The 18920-nt window shown below is 56.6% G+C and carries 17 protein-coding genes; 7 read left to right on the forward strand and 10 right to left on the reverse strand.

Features of this window, described 5'->3' with window-relative positions:
- Positions 1-34: 34 nt before the first annotated feature.
- Together pckA and H7F20_RS01095 are read right to left on the reverse strand one after the other, a co-directional pair.
- On the reverse strand, positions 35-1651 hold the full coding sequence (pckA, locus tag H7F20_RS01090) for a phosphoenolpyruvate carboxykinase (ATP) (RefSeq protein WP_185784303.1): 1617 nt from the start codon (positions 1649-1651) through the stop codon (positions 35-37).
- Between the two features lie 64 nt (positions 1652-1715).
- Positions 1716-2105 (reverse strand): DUF423 domain-containing protein, encoded by a 390-nt coding sequence (locus H7F20_RS01095; protein ID WP_185784304.1) that lies wholly within the window; start codon positions 2103-2105, stop codon positions 1716-1718.
- A 75-nt stretch (positions 2106-2180) separates the two neighbouring features.
- Between H7F20_RS01095 and H7F20_RS01100 the strand changes: the two genes are divergently transcribed.
- The gene (locus H7F20_RS01100; protein WP_185784305.1) at positions 2181-3554 is read left to right on the forward strand and encodes a saccharopine dehydrogenase family protein; all 1374 of its coding nucleotides are present in this window, start codon (positions 2181-2183) and stop codon (positions 3552-3554) included.
- A gap of 49 nt (positions 3555-3603) precedes the next feature.
- The gene (locus H7F20_RS01105) at positions 3604-4074 is read left to right on the forward strand and encodes an Lrp/AsnC ligand binding domain-containing protein (RefSeq protein ID WP_185784306.1); all 471 of its coding nucleotides are present in this window, start codon (positions 3604-3606) and stop codon (positions 4072-4074) included.
- A 6-nt stretch (positions 4075-4080) separates the two neighbouring features.
- Here the strand turns inward: H7F20_RS01105 and H7F20_RS01110 are convergent, their stop codons facing one another.
- The 3 genes from H7F20_RS01110 to leuS all read right to left on the reverse strand — a co-directional run bounded on the left by H7F20_RS01110 (position 4081) and on the right by leuS (position 9257).
- The gene (locus H7F20_RS01110; RefSeq protein WP_185784307.1) at positions 4081-4776 is read right to left on the reverse strand and encodes a zinc metallopeptidase; all 696 of its coding nucleotides are present in this window, start codon (positions 4774-4776) and stop codon (positions 4081-4083) included.
- Positions 4777-4890: 114 nt separating this feature from the next.
- Positions 4891-5994 (reverse strand): alanine dehydrogenase, encoded by a 1104-nt coding sequence (gene ald, locus H7F20_RS01115; protein WP_185784308.1) that lies wholly within the window; start codon positions 5992-5994, stop codon positions 4891-4893.
- Between the two features lie 425 nt (positions 5995-6419).
- Positions 6420-9257 (reverse strand): leucine--tRNA ligase, encoded by a 2838-nt coding sequence (gene leuS, locus H7F20_RS01120; protein WP_185784309.1) that lies wholly within the window; start codon positions 9255-9257, stop codon positions 6420-6422.
- Positions 9258-9437: 180 nt separating this feature from the next.
- Between leuS and H7F20_RS01125 the strand changes: the two genes are divergently transcribed.
- The 5 genes from H7F20_RS01125 (at position 9438) to H7F20_RS01145 (ending at position 12937) form a co-directional block, all read left to right on the forward strand.
- Entirely contained in the window at positions 9438-10316 is an 879-nt protein-coding gene (locus tag H7F20_RS01125; RefSeq protein ID WP_185784310.1) for an ABC transporter permease, read from the forward strand.
- 18 nt (positions 10317-10334) lie between these two features.
- On the forward strand, positions 10335-10607 hold the full coding sequence (locus tag H7F20_RS01130; RefSeq protein ID WP_185784311.1) for a DUF3098 domain-containing protein: 273 nt from the start codon (positions 10335-10337) through the stop codon (positions 10605-10607).
- A gap of 5 nt (positions 10608-10612) precedes the next feature.
- Positions 10613-11413, forward strand: coding sequence for an undecaprenyl-diphosphate phosphatase (locus tag H7F20_RS01135; protein ID WP_185784312.1), 801 nt, complete (start codon positions 10613-10615; stop codon positions 11411-11413).
- A gap of 25 nt (positions 11414-11438) precedes the next feature.
- Positions 11439-12149 (forward strand): tRNA pseudouridine(55) synthase TruB, encoded by a 711-nt coding sequence (gene truB, locus H7F20_RS01140; RefSeq protein WP_185784313.1) that lies wholly within the window; start codon positions 11439-11441, stop codon positions 12147-12149.
- 65 nt (positions 12150-12214) lie between these two features.
- Positions 12215-12937: a hypothetical protein gene (locus H7F20_RS01145; RefSeq protein ID WP_185784314.1), complete on the forward strand. Its 723-nt coding sequence runs from the start codon at positions 12215-12217 to the stop codon at positions 12935-12937.
- Here H7F20_RS01145 and H7F20_RS01150 read toward each other — a convergent pair.
- The 5 genes from H7F20_RS01150 to H7F20_RS01170 are packed head-to-tail and all read right to left on the reverse strand — an operon-like array spanning position 12920 to position 18920.
- Positions 12920-13576 carry a thioredoxin family protein gene (locus H7F20_RS01150; RefSeq protein WP_185784315.1) on the reverse strand — a complete coding sequence of 219 codons (657 nt, stop codon included), beginning with the start codon at positions 13574-13576 and terminating at the stop codon, positions 12920-12922. The genes H7F20_RS01145 and H7F20_RS01150 overlap by 18 nt on opposite strands.
- A 37-nt stretch (positions 13577-13613) precedes the next feature.
- Complete coding sequence (locus H7F20_RS01155; RefSeq protein WP_185784316.1) at positions 13614-14480, reverse strand: YitT family protein; 867 nt, start codon at positions 14478-14480, stop codon at positions 13614-13616.
- Positions 14477-15895, reverse strand: coding sequence for a TolC family protein (locus H7F20_RS01160; protein ID WP_185784317.1), 1419 nt, complete (start codon positions 15893-15895; stop codon positions 14477-14479). Before H7F20_RS01160 ends, H7F20_RS01155 begins: the two co-directional genes overlap by 4 nt.
- Entirely contained in the window at positions 15892-17250 is a 1359-nt protein-coding gene (locus H7F20_RS01165; RefSeq protein WP_185784318.1) for an HlyD family secretion protein, read from the reverse strand. The genes H7F20_RS01160 and H7F20_RS01165 overlap by 4 nt, the downstream gene beginning before the upstream one ends.
- Positions 17244-18920: a peptidase domain-containing ABC transporter gene (locus H7F20_RS01170; protein ID WP_185784319.1), complete on the reverse strand. Its 1677-nt coding sequence runs from the start codon at positions 18918-18920 to the stop codon at positions 17244-17246. The genes H7F20_RS01165 and H7F20_RS01170 overlap by 7 nt, the downstream gene beginning before the upstream one ends.

Raw genomic sequence — 18920 nt, forward strand, 5'->3', positions numbered from 1 at the left:
AAAAAAAAGCTGCCCCTACAGGCAGCTTTTTTATTTAGAACGCATAGCGCTGGGGGCCTCCCCTCCGTATTTCCTCCGTGGCGTACTCCTCGAACTTCCTGAAATTCTCCCGGAACGCATTGGTGAGCTTGAAGGCCATGGTGTAATAGGCCTTGTCGTCGTTCCAGGTCGCCCTCGGGCTGAGGACCTGGGTGGGCACACCCGGGCATTCCCTTGGTTGTGCCACCCCGAAAACCGAATGGATGTGATATTTATCGTAAGTGTAGAGCCCCAGCTTTCCGCTGAGTGCCGCGTGGATCATCGCCCGGGTATATTTCAGCTTCATGCGGGTACCCACCCCGTATGGCCCGCCTGTCCAGCCGGTATTGACCAGCCAGACGTTGGTCCCCGCTTCCTGCATCTTCCGGCTCAGCATCTCGGCATACACCGTAGGGTGCAAGGGCATGAAGGGAGCCCCGAAACACGCCGAGAACGAAGGCACGGGCTCATCCACGCCTGCTTCGGTCCCCGCCACCTTGGCCGTATACCCGGAGATAAAGTGGTAGGCTGCCTGGGCCGGGGTGAGTCGCGAAATCGGCGGGATAACGCCAAAGGCGTCTGCGGTCAGGAAGAATATGTGTTTCGGATTCTTGCCAATGGAGGGGTCCTGCCGGTTTTCAATATGGGTTAGCGGATAGCTTACGCGCGTATTCTGGGTAATGCGCGTATCCGAATAATCGACCGCCCCGTCCCGGTCCAGGACCACGTTCTCCAGCAGGGCCCCTTCCCGTATGGCGTCGTAGATTTCAGGTTCGTTCTCCGAAGAAAGGTTGATCACCTTCGCATAGCACCCGCCCTCGAAATTGAAAATCCGGTCATCGGGGGTCCATCCGTGTTCGTCATCCCCCACCAGCCGGCGCGTGGGATCCGTGGAAAGCGTGGTCTTCCCGGTGCCTGAGAGGCCAAAGAAGATGGCGGTTTCCCCCGACTCCCCCACATTGGCGGAACAGTGCATGGGCAGCGTGTCCTTAAAGACCGGCAGGATGAAATTCAGGGCAGAGAAAATCCCCTTTTTGATTTCCCCTGTGTAGCCGGTACCGCCGATCAGGGCAATCTTCCGGCTGAAGTTCAGGATGGCAAAATTGTGCTGCCGCGTACCGTCCACCCCGGGATCGGCCAGGAAGCCAGGCGCATTGATAACCGTCCAATCGGGATCAAAACCGGAGAGCTCCGACGCGGTAGGGCGGATAAACATGTTGTAGACAAACAGGTTGGACCAGGGGTATTCATTGACCACCCGGATTCCCATCCGGTATTCGGGGTCTGCGCAGGCAAAGCAATCCCGCACGTAGACTTCCTTGTCGCCCAGGTAGGCAACCACCTTGTCGTACAGGCGGTCGAAGGCATCCGGCTCAAACGGGATATTGATATTCCCCCACCAGACCCGGTCCCGGGTAATATCGTCCCTGACGATAAAGCGGTCCTTGGGGGAACGCCCGGTGAACTCCCCGGTTTCCACCGCCAGGGCCCCGGAATCTGCTTCCCGTCCCATGCCCTTTTCGATGGTAATTCGGTGCAGGTCCTCCGGCGGTAATTGATAATGGACAGTATCCGATCCAATTCCATACGCTTTTAACGAAATCGATTTCGTTCGCGAGGTGGATGTGCTCATAAAACTGAATTTTAGGTTGTTTAATCCGCTGCAAAGGTACGATGACCCGGCGACGGCAGAAAAATTATCTGCCCTTTGACCGGAAAATACGGTATAGCAGGTAGCCCCACCCGGAAATTAGCAATACCCCTCCCAGGGGGGTGATCCATCCGATGGCGCTGAGATCCCACCCGGTCAGGCCGGCGGTGCTCAAAAAGTAAATCGAAAAGGAAAAACAAAGGATGCCGGTGACCACCAGGCCGAAAACACGCTTCCGGCTCCGTGGATCGAGGGTCTTTTCCAGCCCTAAAAACAACAGGAAGAGGGCGTGGTACATCTGGTACTGCACCCCGGTGCGGAAACTTTCGAGTGCCTCCGGTTCCAGTTGCTCCTTCAGGCCGTGGGCGCCCAGGGCCCCCAGGGCCACTGCGGATCCCCCAAAGGCCACTGCCGTCATCACAATTGTTTTGTTCACAACTATATCCTCCTATTTCCTTACAAATGTAACAATTTGATACCTTCGTATCTCGCAAACTCCAAACAGATTCCCATGCCAAAACGCATCCTGATCGTAGGGGCCGGAAAATCGACGTCCTACCTGCTGCATTACCTGCTCCGGAAGGCACCTGAAAAAGACCTGTTGCTGGTCATTGCCGACAAACAACCGGACCAGCTTCCCGAAGAGGTCACCGGCCATCCCCATACCGAAATTACAAAATTGGATATTTCCGATGCCCCTTCGCGGCGGGAGGCCGTCCGCCAATCGGACATCGTGATTTCCATGCTTCCGGCCTCCCTCCATATCGAGGTGGCCCGGGATTGCCTGGAATTCGGGAAAAACCTGGTGACCGCCTCCTATATCAGTGCTGAAATGCGCAAACTCGATCCGCAGGTGCGGGAAAAGGGCCTGATCTTTATGAACGAAATCGGACTGGACCCCGGCATCGACCACATGAGCGCCATGCAGGTGATCGACCGCATCAAGGCTGACGGGGGTAAAATCCTGTTGTTCGAATCCTTTACGGGCGGGCTTGTCTCCCCCCAGAGCGATACCAACCTCTGGAACTATAAGTTTACCTGGAACCCCCGCAACGTGGTGGTTGCCGGACAGGGAGGCGCCGCGAAATTCAAGCAGGAAGGCACCTATAAATACATCCCCTACCATAAATTGTTCCGCCGTACGGAATTCCTGGAAATTGAAGGTTACGGGACGTTCGAGGCCTACGCCAACCGGGACTCCCTCAGTTACCGCGAAGCCTACGGCCTGCAGGATGCGCTGACCCTGTACCGGGGCACCATGCGCCGTGTGGGTTTCTCCCGGGCCTGGAACATCTTCGTGCAACTGGGCATGACGGACGACAGCTACCATATTGAAAATTCCCGGGGCATGTCCTACCGGGACTTTACCAACCTTTTCCTGCCTTATTCCCCTACCGATTCCGTGGAATTGAAACTCCGCCATTACCTGAAGATCGACCAGGACGACATCATCTGGGGCAAGCTGCTGGAGATCCACCTGTTCGACAGGGAGCGCCTCGTTCAGCAGGATAATGCCACCCCGGCCCAGATCCTGCAGGAAATCCTGGAAGCCAGCTGGACCCTGGGCCCCGAGGACCGGGATATGATCGTGATGTACCACAAATTCGGCTACCAGGTGGGCGAGCGCAAATACCAGCTTGACTCCAATATGGTGGTGGTCGGCGAAAACAGGCGGCTTACGGCAATGGCCAAAACGGTTGGCTTGCCCGTTGCCATGGCCACCCTGCTGATCCTGGAGGGAAAGTACCGGAAAGCCGGGGTGCAGATCCCCAGGGACCCTGAAATATACGAGCCGGTACTGGAGGAACTCGCGCAGAACGGTATCGCGTTCCGGGAATACGAGGTGCCCTATCTGGGATATAACCCGGATTCGGTGGCCAGCTAGGCATACGCGATTTTATGGTATATTTAAGTTCCTATCAACCTAACAGCGCATGAAGAACATTCAAGGGAACCTGCAAATAGACGGGATCGACAAAAAGATCCTGCGCTACCTGATGGAAGATGCGCGTAAACCCATCCTTGAAATTGCCCGGAATATTGGCATATCAGGCGCTGCCATCCACCAGCGGCTCAGGAAACTCGAAAAATCGGGCCTGCTCACCGGGTCCAAATTCGTCATCAACCCGAAAGTCCTCGGGTATACGACCATGGCCTATATCGGCATCTTCCTGGATAAGGCCATGAGCAACCCCTATGCCGTAAAGGAACTCGAAAAGATCCCGGAAGTACTGGAATGCCACTATACCACAGGCAACTGGTCCATCCTCATCAAGGTATTATGCCGGGACAATGAACACCTGATGCACCTGCTCAATAAAAAAATCCAGCAAATTGAAGGGGTATCCCGAACGGAGACCTTCATTTCGCTGGATCAGCAAATCGATCGGCAGATCAGTATTTGACCGAGGTCAATCCCTGCCGCCTAATACCTGTAACCCCCAGTATACAAGCGTTGCCAAAGATCCTATGGCCGCCACCAGATAGGTGCGGGCTGCCCACTTGAGGGCATCTTCGGACCCCTTGTATTCCTCCGGGGTAACCACATTCTTTTGTTTCAGCCAGGCCAGGGCCCGGTTGCTGGCATCGTACTCCACCGGCAGGGTGATAAAACTGAACAGGGTGGCCAGGCCCATCATGATCAGGCCCGCCACAGCCACGTAGTATCCAAGCCCGGACCCCGAGGCAGCGCCCAGGATCAGGCCGCCGAAAACAACCCACATGGAAAGGCCTGAGGTTACACTAACCACCGGCACCAGTTTGGAGCGTAGGGTTAGCCACTCATAGGCCTGTGCATGCTGCACAGCGTGCCCGCATTCGTGGGCTGCCACGGCAGCGGCGGCCGCGTTGCGCTGGTTGTAGACCCCTTCGCTGAGGTTAACGGTTTTCTTGACAGGGTTGTAATGGTCCGTGAGCATGCCGGCAGCACTTACTACCTTAACGTCTCGGATCCCATGGTCCGAGAGCATTTTCTCGGCTATTTCGGCCCCGCTCATCCCATTGCGGAGATGCACCTTGGAATAATGGCGGAATTTGGATTTTAAACGGCTGCTGACCAGCCAGCTCACCAGGGCAATGGCACCGATCAGAATATAGTATCCCATCATAATTCAACTCTTTTTTGCGTATTAAAATAGTACATATACAGCAAAAATCCGGCCATACCCGCCGGATTCCCGCTTTCTAACTCCTTTTCTGGACATACCTGACAGATTGTACTGTCAGACCAGGATACGCGCACTCAGGTCAAACGCCTCGCTGATTTCCGAATACACTACCCGTCCGTCGACGATGTTCAGCCCTCTTTTGAGGGAAGCATCTTCCGAACAGGCCGCCTCCCAGCCCTTGTTGGCAATATTCAGCGCATAAGGCAGGGTGACGTTGGTAAGGGCGAGGGTGGAGGTGTAAGGTACTGCCCCCGGCATGTTGGCCACGCAGTAGTGGACTACGTCGTCTATGATGTATATCGGGTTCTCATGGGTGGTGGGTTTGGTGGTTTCCACGCAGCCCCCCTGGTCTACGGCCACATCGACGATTACCGTCCCGGGATGCATGGTCTTGAGCATATCCCTGGTGATGAGCTTGGGGGCACGCCCTCCTTTTATAAGCACCCCGCCCACAATGAGGTCATGGGTGCGGACGTGTTTGCGGATGTTGTATTCGTTGGAATATTCGGTCACCACATGACTGGGCATGACATCGTTCACATAGCGGAGCCGTTTCATGTTGACATCGAGTATCGTAACGTGGGCGCCCAGTCCCGCTGCCATTTTGGCTGCCTGTATCCCCACGGTTCCGGCGCCCAGCACCAGTACCCGGCCCGGGGGTACTCCTGGGACGCCACCGAGCAACACTCCCCTGCCCTTTTTAGGTTTTTCGAGGTACTTGGCACCCTGTTGGATCGCCATCCGTCCCGCCACCTCCGACATGGGGGTGAGCAGTGGGAGGGTCCCGTCTGAATCCTCGACCGTTTCGTAGGCAATACAGACCGCACGGCTGTCGATCATGGCCTGGGTAAGGCGCTGGCTGGACGCAAAATGGAAGTAGGTAAACACAATCTGCCCTTTCTGCACCATCGCGTATTCCTCGCGTATGGGTTCCTTTACCTTGACAATCATTTCGCTGAGCGTGTACACCTGACCAATGGTGTCCAGGATATGCGCCCCGACCTTTTTGTAATCCTCATCGGAGAAGCCACTCCCGAATCCGGCCCCGGACTGCACATGCACCGTATGGCCGTTATGGACCATTTCCATGACGCCGGCAGGGGTCATGCCCACCCGGCTTTCGTTGTTCTTAATCTCTTTTGGAATGCCAATAATCATTTGTCGCTGGTTTTGATGATACAAGGCAAAGATGGATTAAATTTTTTTACCTGATATCTAAAAATCGATAAAATGCAGGGGTATAACTTTAAATTAAAGTATAATATCTACTTATACCCCTATTTTTATAGGGGGTGATTGCCTTATAATGAAGTTTTTTAAAGTATACCCCCCCCCTGACTATCTGCAGGTGATTCTGGCTCCCGAGCAAAAAGTCCCGTGCCCGTTTGGCCTTTCGATTGAGACATGGCAATGCCTGTCCGGGGCGCTGTCGGCATCCGGTTACTTTGAACCGGAAAGGGATGGCAAGTGAGCCAAAAGCGAAGGGGGCCTGGTTCCCAGGAAGGAATTTCAGGGACTGAACCGAAGAGTTTGAGGCGTCTACCGGGAAATTCCCGGAATCCCGCCTTAGGGCCGTGGACTTCCTATCCTACGATATTCACAATCTTCCCCGGCACCACGATCACCTTTTTGGGGGTGCGGCCTCCGAGTTGCTGCCGGGTTTTCTCATGGGCCAGGACGGCCGCCTCGATCTCTTCCCGGCTCATGTCCAGGGGGAGTTCCATGGTAAAGCGCATTTTCCCGTTGAAAGAAATCGGGTATTCCTTGCTGCTCTCCACGAGGTATTGCTGCTCATAGACAGGGTAAGGCTCCCGGGCAACCGATCCGGTATGCCCGAGCTTTTGCCAGAGCTCCTCCGCTATATGGGGGGCATAGGGCTCGATGAGTACCACCAGGGGCTCCAGGATGGCGCGGTCCCGGCAGTTGCTCGCGGTGAGTTCGTTGACGCAGATCATAAAGGTGGAAACCGAGGTATTAAAGGAAAAGGCCTCGATGTCCTCGGTCACCTTCTTAATGGTCTTGTGTAGCGTTTTCAAATCGGTTTTTGCAGGATTCCCGTCGAGCACCTCAAAGGTGCGGTCCGGGCCCTGGTGGAAGAGGCGCCAGAATTTTTTAAGGAACCCGTATACCCCACTGAGGCCTGCCGTGTTCCATGGCTTGGACTGCTCCAGGGGCCCCAGGAACATTTCGTACATGCGCAGGGCATCGGCCCCGTATTCCTCGCAGATATCGTCCGGGTTGACGACGTTGTATTTGGATTTGGACATTTTTTCGACTTCCCGGCCCACATAAAACCCGCCATTCTCCCGGAGGAATTCACACTCCTCAAATTGGGGCTGCCATTTTTTAAGGCCTTCCAGGTCCAGTTCATCCGATGGGCTAACCAGGCTGACATCCACCCGGATCGCATCGGTGTCCTCGCCGGCAGCCAGGCCTTTGCTCAGATAGGTCTGGGTGCCGCTCCGGCGATACATCACCGCACTCGTCCCCAGAATCATCCCCTGGTTGATGAGTTTTCGCGCGTATTCGTCAGTGGGCAACCAACCCCGGTCGAACAGGAATTTCTGCCAGAAACGGGAGTACAGCAGGTGGCCCGTTGCGTGCTCGCTGCCCCCGATATACAGGTCCACATCCTTCCAGTATCCAATAGCTGCTTCGGAGACCAGGGCGTGTGAATTGCCCGGGTCCATGTACCGGTTGAAATACTGGGAACTGCCCGCCCAGCCCGGCATGGTATTGAGCTCCAGGGGGAATACGGTTTGCCGGTCAATCCGGGAATTATCCACCACCGCTTCATTTTTGGTGTCCCAGGCCCATTTCAAGGCATTCCCCAATGGAGGCTCCCCGGTTTCGGTGGGCAGGTACTTTTCTACTTCCGGCAACTCCAGTGGCAGGCAATGCTCCGGCAACAAACGGGGCAACCCATCGGTGTCGTAATAAACCGGGAAGGGTTCCCCCCAGTAGCGCTGCCTGCTGAACACCGCATCGCGGAGGCGGTAGTTGATGGTCCCCCTGCCGAGGCCTTTGGCTTCCAGGGCTTCAATCACCTTTCGGGCCGCCGCTTCCTGCCCCAGGCCGGAGATGAAATCCGAATTCGCAATCACAGCACCGGCCTTGTCCTCAAAGGCCTCCTCCTCAATGGAAACACCCTCGAAAATATTCGGGATCGGGATCCCGAACTGCTTTGCAAAATCATAATCCCGCTGGTCCCCGCAGGGAACCGCCATCACCGCACCCGTTCCGTAGCCGGCCAGCACGTAGTCCCCGATCCAGACGGGCACCTTCTCCCCGGTAAGCGGGTGGGAGGCATATGCGCCGGTAAATACGCCAGACACCGTTTTTACATCGGCCATCCGCTCCCTTTCCGAGCGGCGGGAAGTCGCCTCCACGTAGGCGGACACCTGCTCCTGCTGCCCCGGGGTGGTGATTTTGGAAACCAGGTCGTGCTCGGGGGCAAGGGTCATGAAGCTCACCCCGAAAATCGTATCCGGCCGGGTGGTGAACACCTCGATGTCGAAGGATTCCTGCTGGTGGGCATCTGGCACCGTGCGGAAGGTAACCGAGGCGCCGACGGAACGGCCGATCCAGTTGGTCTGGGCATCCTTGAGCGGCTGCGGCCAGTCTATCTGGTCCAGGCCGTCGAGCAACCGCTGCGCATAGGCGGTGATGCGCATCATCCACTGGGTCATTTTTTTCCGTACCACGGGGAACCCGCCCCGTTCCGAAACCCCGTTGACCACCTCATCGTTCGCCAGCACCGTCCCGAGTTCCGGGCACCAGTTGACCTCGGCCTCCGCGAGGTAGGTCAGGCGGTACTTCAGGAGGAGGCGCTGCTTTTCGGCTTCGGAGAGTGATTTCCACCGGGCCGCGGAAAAATCGGGCGTATCCGCGTCGCAGGCTGCCCTGATCCCCGCATTGCCCCCGGCCTCAAATTTTTCGACCAGGGTGTGCAGCGGCTCCGCCCGGTCGGTATCCCGGTTGTACCAGGAATCGAAAAGTTGCATGAACACCCATTGGGTCCAGCGGTAATAGGCGGGGTCGGAGGTACGTACTTCCCGGCTCCAGTCGTAGGAGAAGCCCAGCTCGTCGAGTTGTTCCCGGTACCGGTTGATATTGGCCTCGGTGGTGACGGCCGGGTGCTGCCCGGTCTGTATGGCGTATTGTTCGGCGGGCAGGCCAAAGGAATCATACCCCATGGGCTGCAGTACATTGAACCCCTGGTGCCTTTTGAACCGGGCGTAGATATCGCAGGCAATGTATCCCAGCGGGTGGCCTACGTGCAGGCCAGCCCCCGACGGGTACGGAAACATGGTCAGTGTATAGAATTTGGGTTTTTCGGAGGGGAATTCGGCCTGGAAGGTTTTGTTTTCCGCCCAGTACTGCTGCCACCTGGACTCAATTTCCTTGAAGTTGTACTGCATGTTTCAGGGTAATCCTCACGGGGCGGCTGCCCCGTTTATTAATTTGCGCAAAAATAAGGGGAATCCGTTTACTTTCCTATTTTTACGGAGAACTTGGACGGGGCCTGCGCGGGTATCCCGCAAACCTGCAATATGCGGGATATGCCATAGCCCGGGGCCGGTTTGCATTGTGAATGACGTATGGGCAAGTCTTTTGAACGCTACCAGAAACGGAAGCTGATTTCCTCCTATTTCTCGGTTACCCTCAGTATCGGGCTGGTCCTGTTCCTGCTGGGGATCCTGGGCCTGCTGGTGCTGAACACCAAAAAGCTCGGCGACCACTTCAAGGAGCAGATCACCATTTCCGTATTCTTCAGGGATTCGGCCAAGCAGGTCGAAATAGACCAGTTACAGAAAAGCCTGGTAATGGCCGACTACACCAAGTCCGCGGTCTATGTCTCCAAGGAAGAGGCCGCCGAGCAGCACAGCGAGGAAATCGGGGAGAATTTCATGGAATTTCTGGGGTATAACCCGCTGAAGAATTCCATTGACGTCCATCTGAATGCGGCTTATGTGTCCCCGGTACAAATCGATTCCATCGCGGCGGACATAGGTGAAAAATCCTTCGTGGAGGAGGTGAGCTACGACCGGCCCACCATCGAACTGCTCAGCGAAAATGTACAGCGCATCGGCCTGGGGATCCTGGTGGCCTCGGCCGTATTCACCCTGATTGCGGTCCTGCTGATCAATTCCTCCATCCGGCTTTCGATCTACTCCAAACGCTTTATCATCAAGACCATGCAAATGGTAGGGGCGACCAAGGCCTTTATCCGGAAACCATTTATCGCTACCAGCGTGAAACTCGGCTTGCTGGGCGCGCTGATCGCCCTGCTGGCCCTTTACGGGCTGCTGGTATACCTGGACAACAACTTCCCGGAACTCGGGCTCCTGGACGACCCCGCCCAACTGGGCCTGCTTTTCGGCTCGGTTTTCCTGCTGGGGATCTTCATCGCGGGGATCAGCACCTTCTTTGCCACCCAGCGGTTCCTGAATCTGCGTACGGACGATTTATATTACTAAGTTCACTACCTTTGCGCCATGAGTAAAAAGACCAAAACTCCCGACAATCAGAAGCCGAAGCGGGAATTCATCTTCCAGAAACGCAACTATATACTCATGTTCATCGGCATTGGTTTCATCGCCCTGGGGTACATCCTGATGTCGGGCGGTGGCAGTAACGACCCGAATGTCTTTAACCCGGAAATCTTCAGCTTCCGCCGCATCCGCCTGGCACCGACCCTGGTGCTGATCGGGCTGGGCATACAGGTCTACGCGATCCTCGCCAACCCCCACAAGAATAAATCCAACTAGGATCCTTGGAATTAATCGATGCCATCCTGCTGGGAATCATCCAGGGCCTGACGGAATTCCTGCCGGTCTCCTCCAGCGGCCACCTGGAGTTGGGCAAGGCCCTCCTGGGCGACAAGTCCGTGCCTGAGGAAAGCCTATTGTTCACGGTGGTCCTGCACTTTGCCACTGCACTGAGCACCCTGGTGGTATACCGGAAAGATGTCGGCCGCATCCTGGGCGACCTGTTCCGGTTCCAGGACAACGAATCCACCCGTTTTTCCCTTAAAATCGTACTGTCCATGATCCCTGCAGCCCTGATCGGCCTGTTTCTGGAAGAGGAACTCGAACTGTTTTTTGGCGGGAATATCGTTTTTGTAGGGTGCATGCTCCTCTTTACGGCCCTGCTCCTATTCCTGGCCGACCGGGCCCGGAGGACGGACCGGCCGGTGTCCTTTGTCGATTCCTTTGTGATCGGCATTGCCCAGGCTGTTGCCCTGCTCCCCGGTATTTCACGTAGCGGCGCGACCATTGCAACCAGTGTCCTGCTGGGGGTCGACAAAGCCAGGGCTGCCCGCTTCTCTTTCCTTATGGTGGTTCCCCTGATCCTCGGGAAGATTGCCAAGGACCTCCTGGACGGGGAACTGGTGTTTGAAAACGGCAATGCGCTCCCCGTGGCTGCGGGTTTTGCAGCTGCCTTTGTTTCCGGTCTGCTGGCCTGCACCTGGATGATCCGCCTGGTGCGCAACAGCAAACTAACCTATTTTGCCGTATATTGCCTGTTAGCCGGGCTCCTCGCCATCGTGGCCGGTACCTGGCTTGCCGGCTGATGCGGCACCCCAAAGAATACCTGTTTTGGAATTTACCAAGGAACCCTATCTGAGCGGGCAGATCCTGCTTATCGACAAACCGTATGAATGGTCGTCTTTCCAGGCCCTCAATGCGGTAAGGTGGACATTGCGCCGCGCCTTTTCCCTCAAAAAAATAAAAGTTGGCCACGCCGGGACCCTGGATCCGCTGGCCACCGGCCTGCTACTGATCTGTACGGGGAAGGCCACCAAACAAATTGCCGACTTACAGGGGATGCCCAAGGAATATACGGGCACCATCCGCTTTGGGGCGGTCACGGCCTCCTACGATCTGGAAACCCCGCCCGAAGGCAACTATCCCACCAACCACCTGACGGAAGAAGCCCTGCATCGTGCGACGGAGGCGTTCACGGGTGAAATCCGCCAGCAACCCCCGGTTTTTTCCGCCCTGAAAAAAGACGGGAAAAGGCTTTATGAGTATGCCCGTGCGGGCGAAGAGGTGGAAATCCCCTCCAGGACCGTGCATATCGGGTTATTTGAACTGACCCGGGTGGAACTGCCTGAGGTGGATTTCCGGGTACGGTGCAGCAAAGGCACTTACATCCGGTCCCTGGCCCACGATTTTGGGCAGCACCTTGGATCCGGGGCCTATCTTTCGGCCCTGAAAAGAACCAAAATAGGTCCGTATTCCGTAGATATAGCCCGGACGCCGGATGCATTCCGGCAGGCATTCCGCGAAAAAGGGTTTGAAATATGACCCGGTTTATGGGGTAGGCAACCCGGCCAAATAAAATAAATTGCCGAAAAAAAGGTTATAGCAATATGAATTTGAACCGCAGTCAACTGGCGCTACTGATTACCGGCTTTACGCTGGGCATCGTGGTATTGACGTTGTTCAACATTCATCTGGGCAGTGGAGAGGCCGAGGAATACGTCATTGAGATGAGCCTTGACGAGGAGGACCTCGAAACCCTGTTTGAGGAAGATGAGCCCGCCAAGCAGACCCCCCAGGAGGCCATCAAGAGCCACATGGCCTTCAACGAAACCGCCAAACCCAGTTTTGGCAACCCCGAACCCCTGAAAACCCTTCAGGAAATACTCGAAGAACGGCAGGCACAGTCTGATTCCGAATCGGAAGCCGGATTAGGCGAGGACAGCGAGGAATTTTCCAGCAGTTTGCGGGAACTCGCAAAGAAGCGTCAGGAGTCTGAAGAGTTGCTGGGCGAAAAAGAAGCCGAGAAAAAGGAATACACGAATTACCTGAAGGACAAACGCACTTCCATATCTTATTCCCTGATCGACCGGAATGCCTATGACCTGCCACCGCCAATCTATACCTGTATCGAAGGCGGCAAGGTAGTGGTAAACATTGAGGTAGACCGCTCGGGGTACGTGGTGGATGCATCCTTCAATGCCAGCAGCTCCTCGACCTCCAATGGGTGCCTGGTAGAAAATGCCATCCAATATGCCCTGCGGGCCCGTTTCAGCAGCGCTTCCCGCGAGGAGCAGAAAGGCACGATCACCTATTTATTCGTCGGCAAATAAGATCCCCGCCAATTCCCGGGCTATTGACCGGCCCTTGTCCCTGTTGTACCACATTTGAAGCGATTCCCGGAATTCCGGGGTCAATTTCCCATGCTTTGCCTTATAGGCCCTGACCAGCTCCTTTGCTTCCGCCGGACGCGGCCCCCAGCACCCGCCCACCTCCAGGCTTTCCGGGTCGAAGGCGATGAGCTTCGGGATGGAAAGCGCCCCATCGGTGCGGAAATGCTCCATCAATTCGGGGTTTCCGTCCCGGGAGGCGATCCGCAAATCCAGGGAAGGTATTTGCCGTGCAATGGCGTGCATTACAGGCAGCACCGGGGCTGCATCCCCGCACCAGCTTTCGGTAAGCACCAGCCAGGTCAGGGGTTGGGAAACCCGGGACACTGCCTTGTTGATTTCGGGGTCGAGCCTTAGGGTTTTGTCCCACCGGTTCATCCGCTGGTGGTTCAGGCGCGTATACTGGACGTTCGCCTCGCTGGGAACTGCACCGGAGGTTTCCCCCTTTTCCGCCATCCGGCCCACGGCCTCCCGGTAGGCCCCATATCCCACGGCACCGTCCAGGGCCCGGGCCAGCAACCCGGGTAGGCCCGGTGGGGCATCTATTTCACAATTGGCTTGCTGCTGGTGTTTTTCTTGCATATTCATCGGGACCTTGGCCGGGATCCGGCCGGATTCCTTACAAACGCCGCTTTTTGATCATCCCGCCCCGGGTATCGCTGATCCGGTGCATCACCACAAAGGCGCCGGGGTCAATCCGCTCCAGTTCCCGGTAGAGCCGGCTGATCTCCAGCCTGGTAATTACGGTAAAGACAGCTTCGTAGGACTGGTGGACCCCGCTTACCCGGTAGCCCCCGCGGGCAGGGAGGAGGGTGACCCCCCTCCCGAGTTTTTCGATCAGCATGTGGCGGATGGCTTCGCTTTGCTCGGAGATGACCGTCACCCCGTGGTACTCTTCAATCCCGTCAACGACAAAGTCAAGAGTTTTCGATGCCGCCAGGTAGGTGAGCATGGAGTACAGGGCAACCTCAAAGGAAAGCAGGTAGGCAGCCGCCACGAATATAAGGAGATTGATCAGGATAATCACGTCCCCGATCTTTACCCGGAGCTTCTTGCTCAGGAAAATTGCCAGTACCTCCGTGCCGTCCAGCACGCCCCCTCCGCGTATGGACAAACCGATACCTGCCCCCAGGAAAAATCCGCCGAATACCGAGACGAGCAGCGGGTCGTCAGTCACTTCGGGGAATTCAAACAGCGCCAGGCAGCCGGCCAGGCCCAGGATGGCCAGGGCGGCGCGGACTACAAAACCGCGTCCGACCACCCGGTAGCCAAAAATGAGGAAGGGGATGTTGACTACGACAATCAGGATGGCCAGGGGAATGTCGGTTATCCCCGATATCAGCAGGGAGATACCCGTAGCCCCGCCATCGATAAACCGGTTGGGCAGCAGGAAGCCTTCCAGGCCAAATGCGGCTGAGGCAATCCCCAGCACGATGTAGCCCGTATCCTTGATGGCGTTGATTATTGCTTTGGTGTTGTCGGTCATGGTCGTGGTGTTTCGGGTTCCCCCTGGTTGAGCGCCAGGGCCTGGAAAAGCTTTGCCTTGGCCGACAAAAATTTATTCTCCACTTCGTTTGCTTTGAGGCGCGCATCGATCAGGGCCCGCTCGCGGCTATTGATCAAAAAGAGCGAACTCTCCCCGAACTCAAACTTTCGTTCCTCCGCCCGGAGCAGCTGGCTGTAGTCATTTACAATATCGCGGATCAGGCTGTTCTGGGTCTCAAAGGATTCCAGTTCGGTGAAGATACCCAAAACCTTGTTGCGGATACCCACCCCTGCACTGATCCTTTCGAGTTCCACATCCCTGAGCTGCAGTTTGGCCAGTTTGAGCTCCCCCCGTTCTTTCCTGAGGAAAAGCGGCATGCTGAAGCGGAGGCCGCCTTTGTACTGCCCGGTGTCGAAGGAGTTCAACAACTCGGGGGTCTCGGTTAGGAAATTGTATTCCAGGTCCAGCTCGGGAAGCAACTGACTGGCCTTCAGGCGACGTTCCACATCCAGCGCCTCCATTTTATACTCCAGGGACCGGAGTTTCGGGTGAGTTTCCAGGTCCCAGCTTTCTGCAAGATCCTCTTCCAGGCCCAGGGCCAGGTCCACTGACAGGGAGGGCGCGGGCTCGGGGGTCACCCAGGGCTGCAATTCAACCGGCAGGTCGTCTTCCAGCCAAAGGTAGGTGGAGACTTCCAGGGCTGCCTGCCTGACCGTAACCCGGGCCTGTTCAAGGCCCAGCCTGCGGTTGGAGTAGGCAATCCGCGCTTCCACCGTATCGATGGTAGGCCGGTCCCCGGCCAGGGCGCTGCGCCGGATCCCGTCCAGGCGTACCCCGGCATTCCGGACGAAGCCTTCATAAACCCCCATGTCCCGGTAGGCCTGCAGCCACTGGAAATACGCAATGGAAGCCTCAAAAAGCAGGGCGTTCACCAGCAGCTCCTGCTCGGCCTGGCTCTGCTGCTGATAAAAACGGGCCTTTTTCAGCACGGCCATCCGCTTGTCCATCCAGATGCCCCGGCCCACGGATACCGAGACGCCCGCGCTGTAGAGCCCCGCGTCCGGCAGGGCTTCGGCCGGGTTTAGGAAGTCCCCGTCGCTCTGGGCAAACTCCCCTTTCAGTTCTATCCCGTACCAGGTAGGGATCTTAAAAGTGGCATTCAGGCGGTCATAGTATTCCGACCCCTTGAATTCCTTCCGCTCCAGGTCCACTTCCAGTTTGGGGTCAAATCCTCCCCGTGCCTGCAGCAAGGCGGCCTCCCCCCCATCCAGGACCAGCCGGGCCTGGCTTGCCAGCGGATGGAACTGTTTTACCTGGGCAATATACTCCCGGAACCCCAGAACAATGCTGTCCGACTGTCCGTACAAACCGGTCAGTCCGAGGAATAACGCCAGGAATGTTCCCTTGTACCTCATTGTTTTTCCATGGATTTGGCAGTCCCGGTATCGTTCGGGTTATAGTAATTTGGCGGGAATCCGTTGAGTTGCCTCCAAAGTTCGAACCAGATGGGCACGTCCTGGAGCAGCCCCAGGCTGTAGGCCCCGGAGCCCACGCGGAGCTGGGCCGGCCACGGATGGTCATCGGGATCGGGGGCGATCAGGATGCGGTACTTACCGTTCTGGCTGATATTTGTCTCGATGGCGACCACCACGCCCCCGTATGTACCATAGGACACGTTTGGCCAGCCGCTGAAGATGATTGCCGGCCAGCCGTCGAACTGGATGCGGAACTTCTCGCCCAGGTGGATCAGCGGCAGGTCGATCGGGGCCACATAGGTTTCCACTGCCAGGTCTACCGAGGTGGGCATGATGCTCACCAGTTGCTCCCCTTCCTTGAAGGTCTGGCCGATCCCGGATTGGATGGCCTTATTGACAAACCCGTTCTGGGGCGCGCGGATCACATTGAGGTCCCGCCGCCTTTCGTAATTGGTGAACTGGTTTTCGAGCTTGGTTACCTGGGCCTCCGTATCGAACTGGTCCGACTGGGCCGTAAACAGGTCGCTCTGGGCCTTGGAGATCTTGTCGGTGTATTCCGCCTGAATCCGGCCTACCTCCATGCGCGCATTGAGGACCTCATTCTTGCTGGCGAGCAACTTGTTCTCGGCGGAGATCAGTTTCGCCTGGGCCTCCTGCAGCTTCAACCGCTTTTCTTCCACGTCCGTGACCGCTTTCAGGCCTTCGTCCTCGAGCGTACTGGTACGGTCAAACTGCCGTTGGGCGATGAGGATCCCCGTACGTGCCGCTTCCAGGTCGATGCTGTCGCTCTTGACCTTCAGGTTGGCCTGCATCAGTTTGTTGCGGGTCTGCTCGAGCTTCAGGCCCCGCTCCTGCCCCAGGGCCACGATCTGGGCTTCGAGGGCCCGGACCTTCTCCCGGTAGGAACCCACCGACCGGCTTTTCGCGTCGATCTGCATCTGGGTACGGTCGACCAGGCGCGGGTCAAAATATTCGTCCTTCACTTCCGACATGACCAGGATGGTATCCCCGGCCTCCACAAAATCCCCCTCGCGCACATACCATTTCTCAATCCGCCCGGGGATGGCCGACTGTACCGTCTGCGGCCGCTGGTCCGGCGTGAGTGTGGTGAGGTACCCGTTCCCGTTGATCGTCTGCGTCCACGGCAGGAACAGGATGATCAGCCCGATGATCGTAAAGGCCATCAGGAACCGGTTGAAGTGCTTATAGTGCCGGTGGTGGAATACCAGACGTCCCGATTCGAAAACCTTCAGGTCTACTTCCTTGTTCAGTTTGTTTTCGGTAATGTTCAGCATGGGTCAGAATCGTTTACAAGCCGTCCGGCTTCCATTTTTACAATGCGTTTGGAGATCCTTTTCCAGGCGCCGTTTGAGCTTACCACCACCAGCGACCAGGGGTGTTCCGGGCTGGATATGAAATCCATGATCCCCCGGGCTTCCTCCTCGTCAAACTGGTCGAGCGGGTCCTTCAGCACCAGCAGCTTCGGCCTGTTGAGGATGCTGCGCGCCAGGACGATCTTGCGGGAGATGACATAGGGGATTTGCCGTCCCTCCGGATAGATGATCGTTTTAAGCCCCTGGGGGAGGTTCTTGACAAAATCGAGCAGCCTGGTGTGTTCCAGGGCCCAGTAGACCTGCTCCATTGGGACTTCCGTATTGCCAAAGGTCAGGTTCTCCAGCAGGGTTCCTTCGAACGGGCTCTCTTCCGGGAGGCACTGCCCCAACAGAGACCGGTAGTGGTTGAGCAATACCCCGTCCAGGGCCACGTTGTTCACGGAAATCTGCCCGGAATCGGGTTGCAGGATCCCGGTTATAAGGCGCAACAGGGTGGTTTTGCCCGATCCCCCCCAACCTTCTATAAGGATGCGGCTGCCTGGTGTTATCCGCAGTGACAGGTTGTCGACGATTACCTTCCTGCCATCCGCGGAGTGGAAGGTGACATCCCGGAGTTCCACATCCAGGCTTTCGGCATCGCCGAAGGGGGTATCCCCGTCCAGGGGTTCCAGTTCCTTATCCACCACCTGACCCAGTTTCTCCAGGGAAGTCAGCAGGTCGTAAAAGGTCTCGAGCCCGAGGATCAGTTTCTCCACGGAATTGATGACCAGCAGGATGATGATTTCGGCTGCCACGAACTGCCCTATGTTCATCTGCTGGTTGAGTACCAGCAGCCCCCCGATCAGCAACAACCCGGCAGTGACCAGCACCTTGAAGCCGATCATCTGGATAAACTGCAAAACCAGTATCCGGAAATGGCTTTCACGGGCTTTCAGGTAACGGGTCACCAGGTGGTCGTTCTTATCGACCGCCAGGGAGGTTTTCCCCGAAAGCTTAAAGCTGACAATGCTGCGGGCAACCTCCTGGATCCAGTGCGCCACGCGGTATTTGTGTCGGGATTCCTCCAGGCTGGTCTGCAGCCCCTTGCGGGCCGTGAGCCGGAAAACCCCGTACATCAGCAATAACAGCAGGATGCCATAGGCGATAAAGAAGGGGTGGTAAAAGGACAGCAGCAACAGCCCCAGGATGATCTGCAACATGGCCGCCGGGAAATCCACCAGGATCTTGGCTAGGGATTTCTGCACGGTGAGCGTATCAAAAAACCGGTTCGCCAGTTCGGGCGGGTAGTAGTGGGTGAGTTCGCTCATGCGGATCTTCGGGAACCGATAGGCAAATTCGAAGGACGAACGGGTAAATATCTTTTGCTGCAGGTTTTCGATGATCCGTATCTGCATGAGTTGCAGGATCCCTACAAAAACCACCCCAATGGTTACCAGTACCACCAGCACGATCCAGGAGGTACTGACCTGCGCCCCCTGGATCAGGTTGATGATGGCCTGTATCCCCAGCGGGAGGGAAAGGTTTACCAACCCGGCGAAGACAGCGTAGTAAAAGATTTGGAGGATATCCTTTTTTTCGAGGCTCAGCAGGCCCATCAGGCGCTGCCAGGTATTCATGATTTGTTTCGACAT

Origin of the sequence: Robiginitalea sp. SC105, from assembly GCF_014243345.1 — a bacterium.
GTDB lineage: Bacteria > Bacteroidota > Bacteroidia > Flavobacteriales > Flavobacteriaceae > Robiginitalea.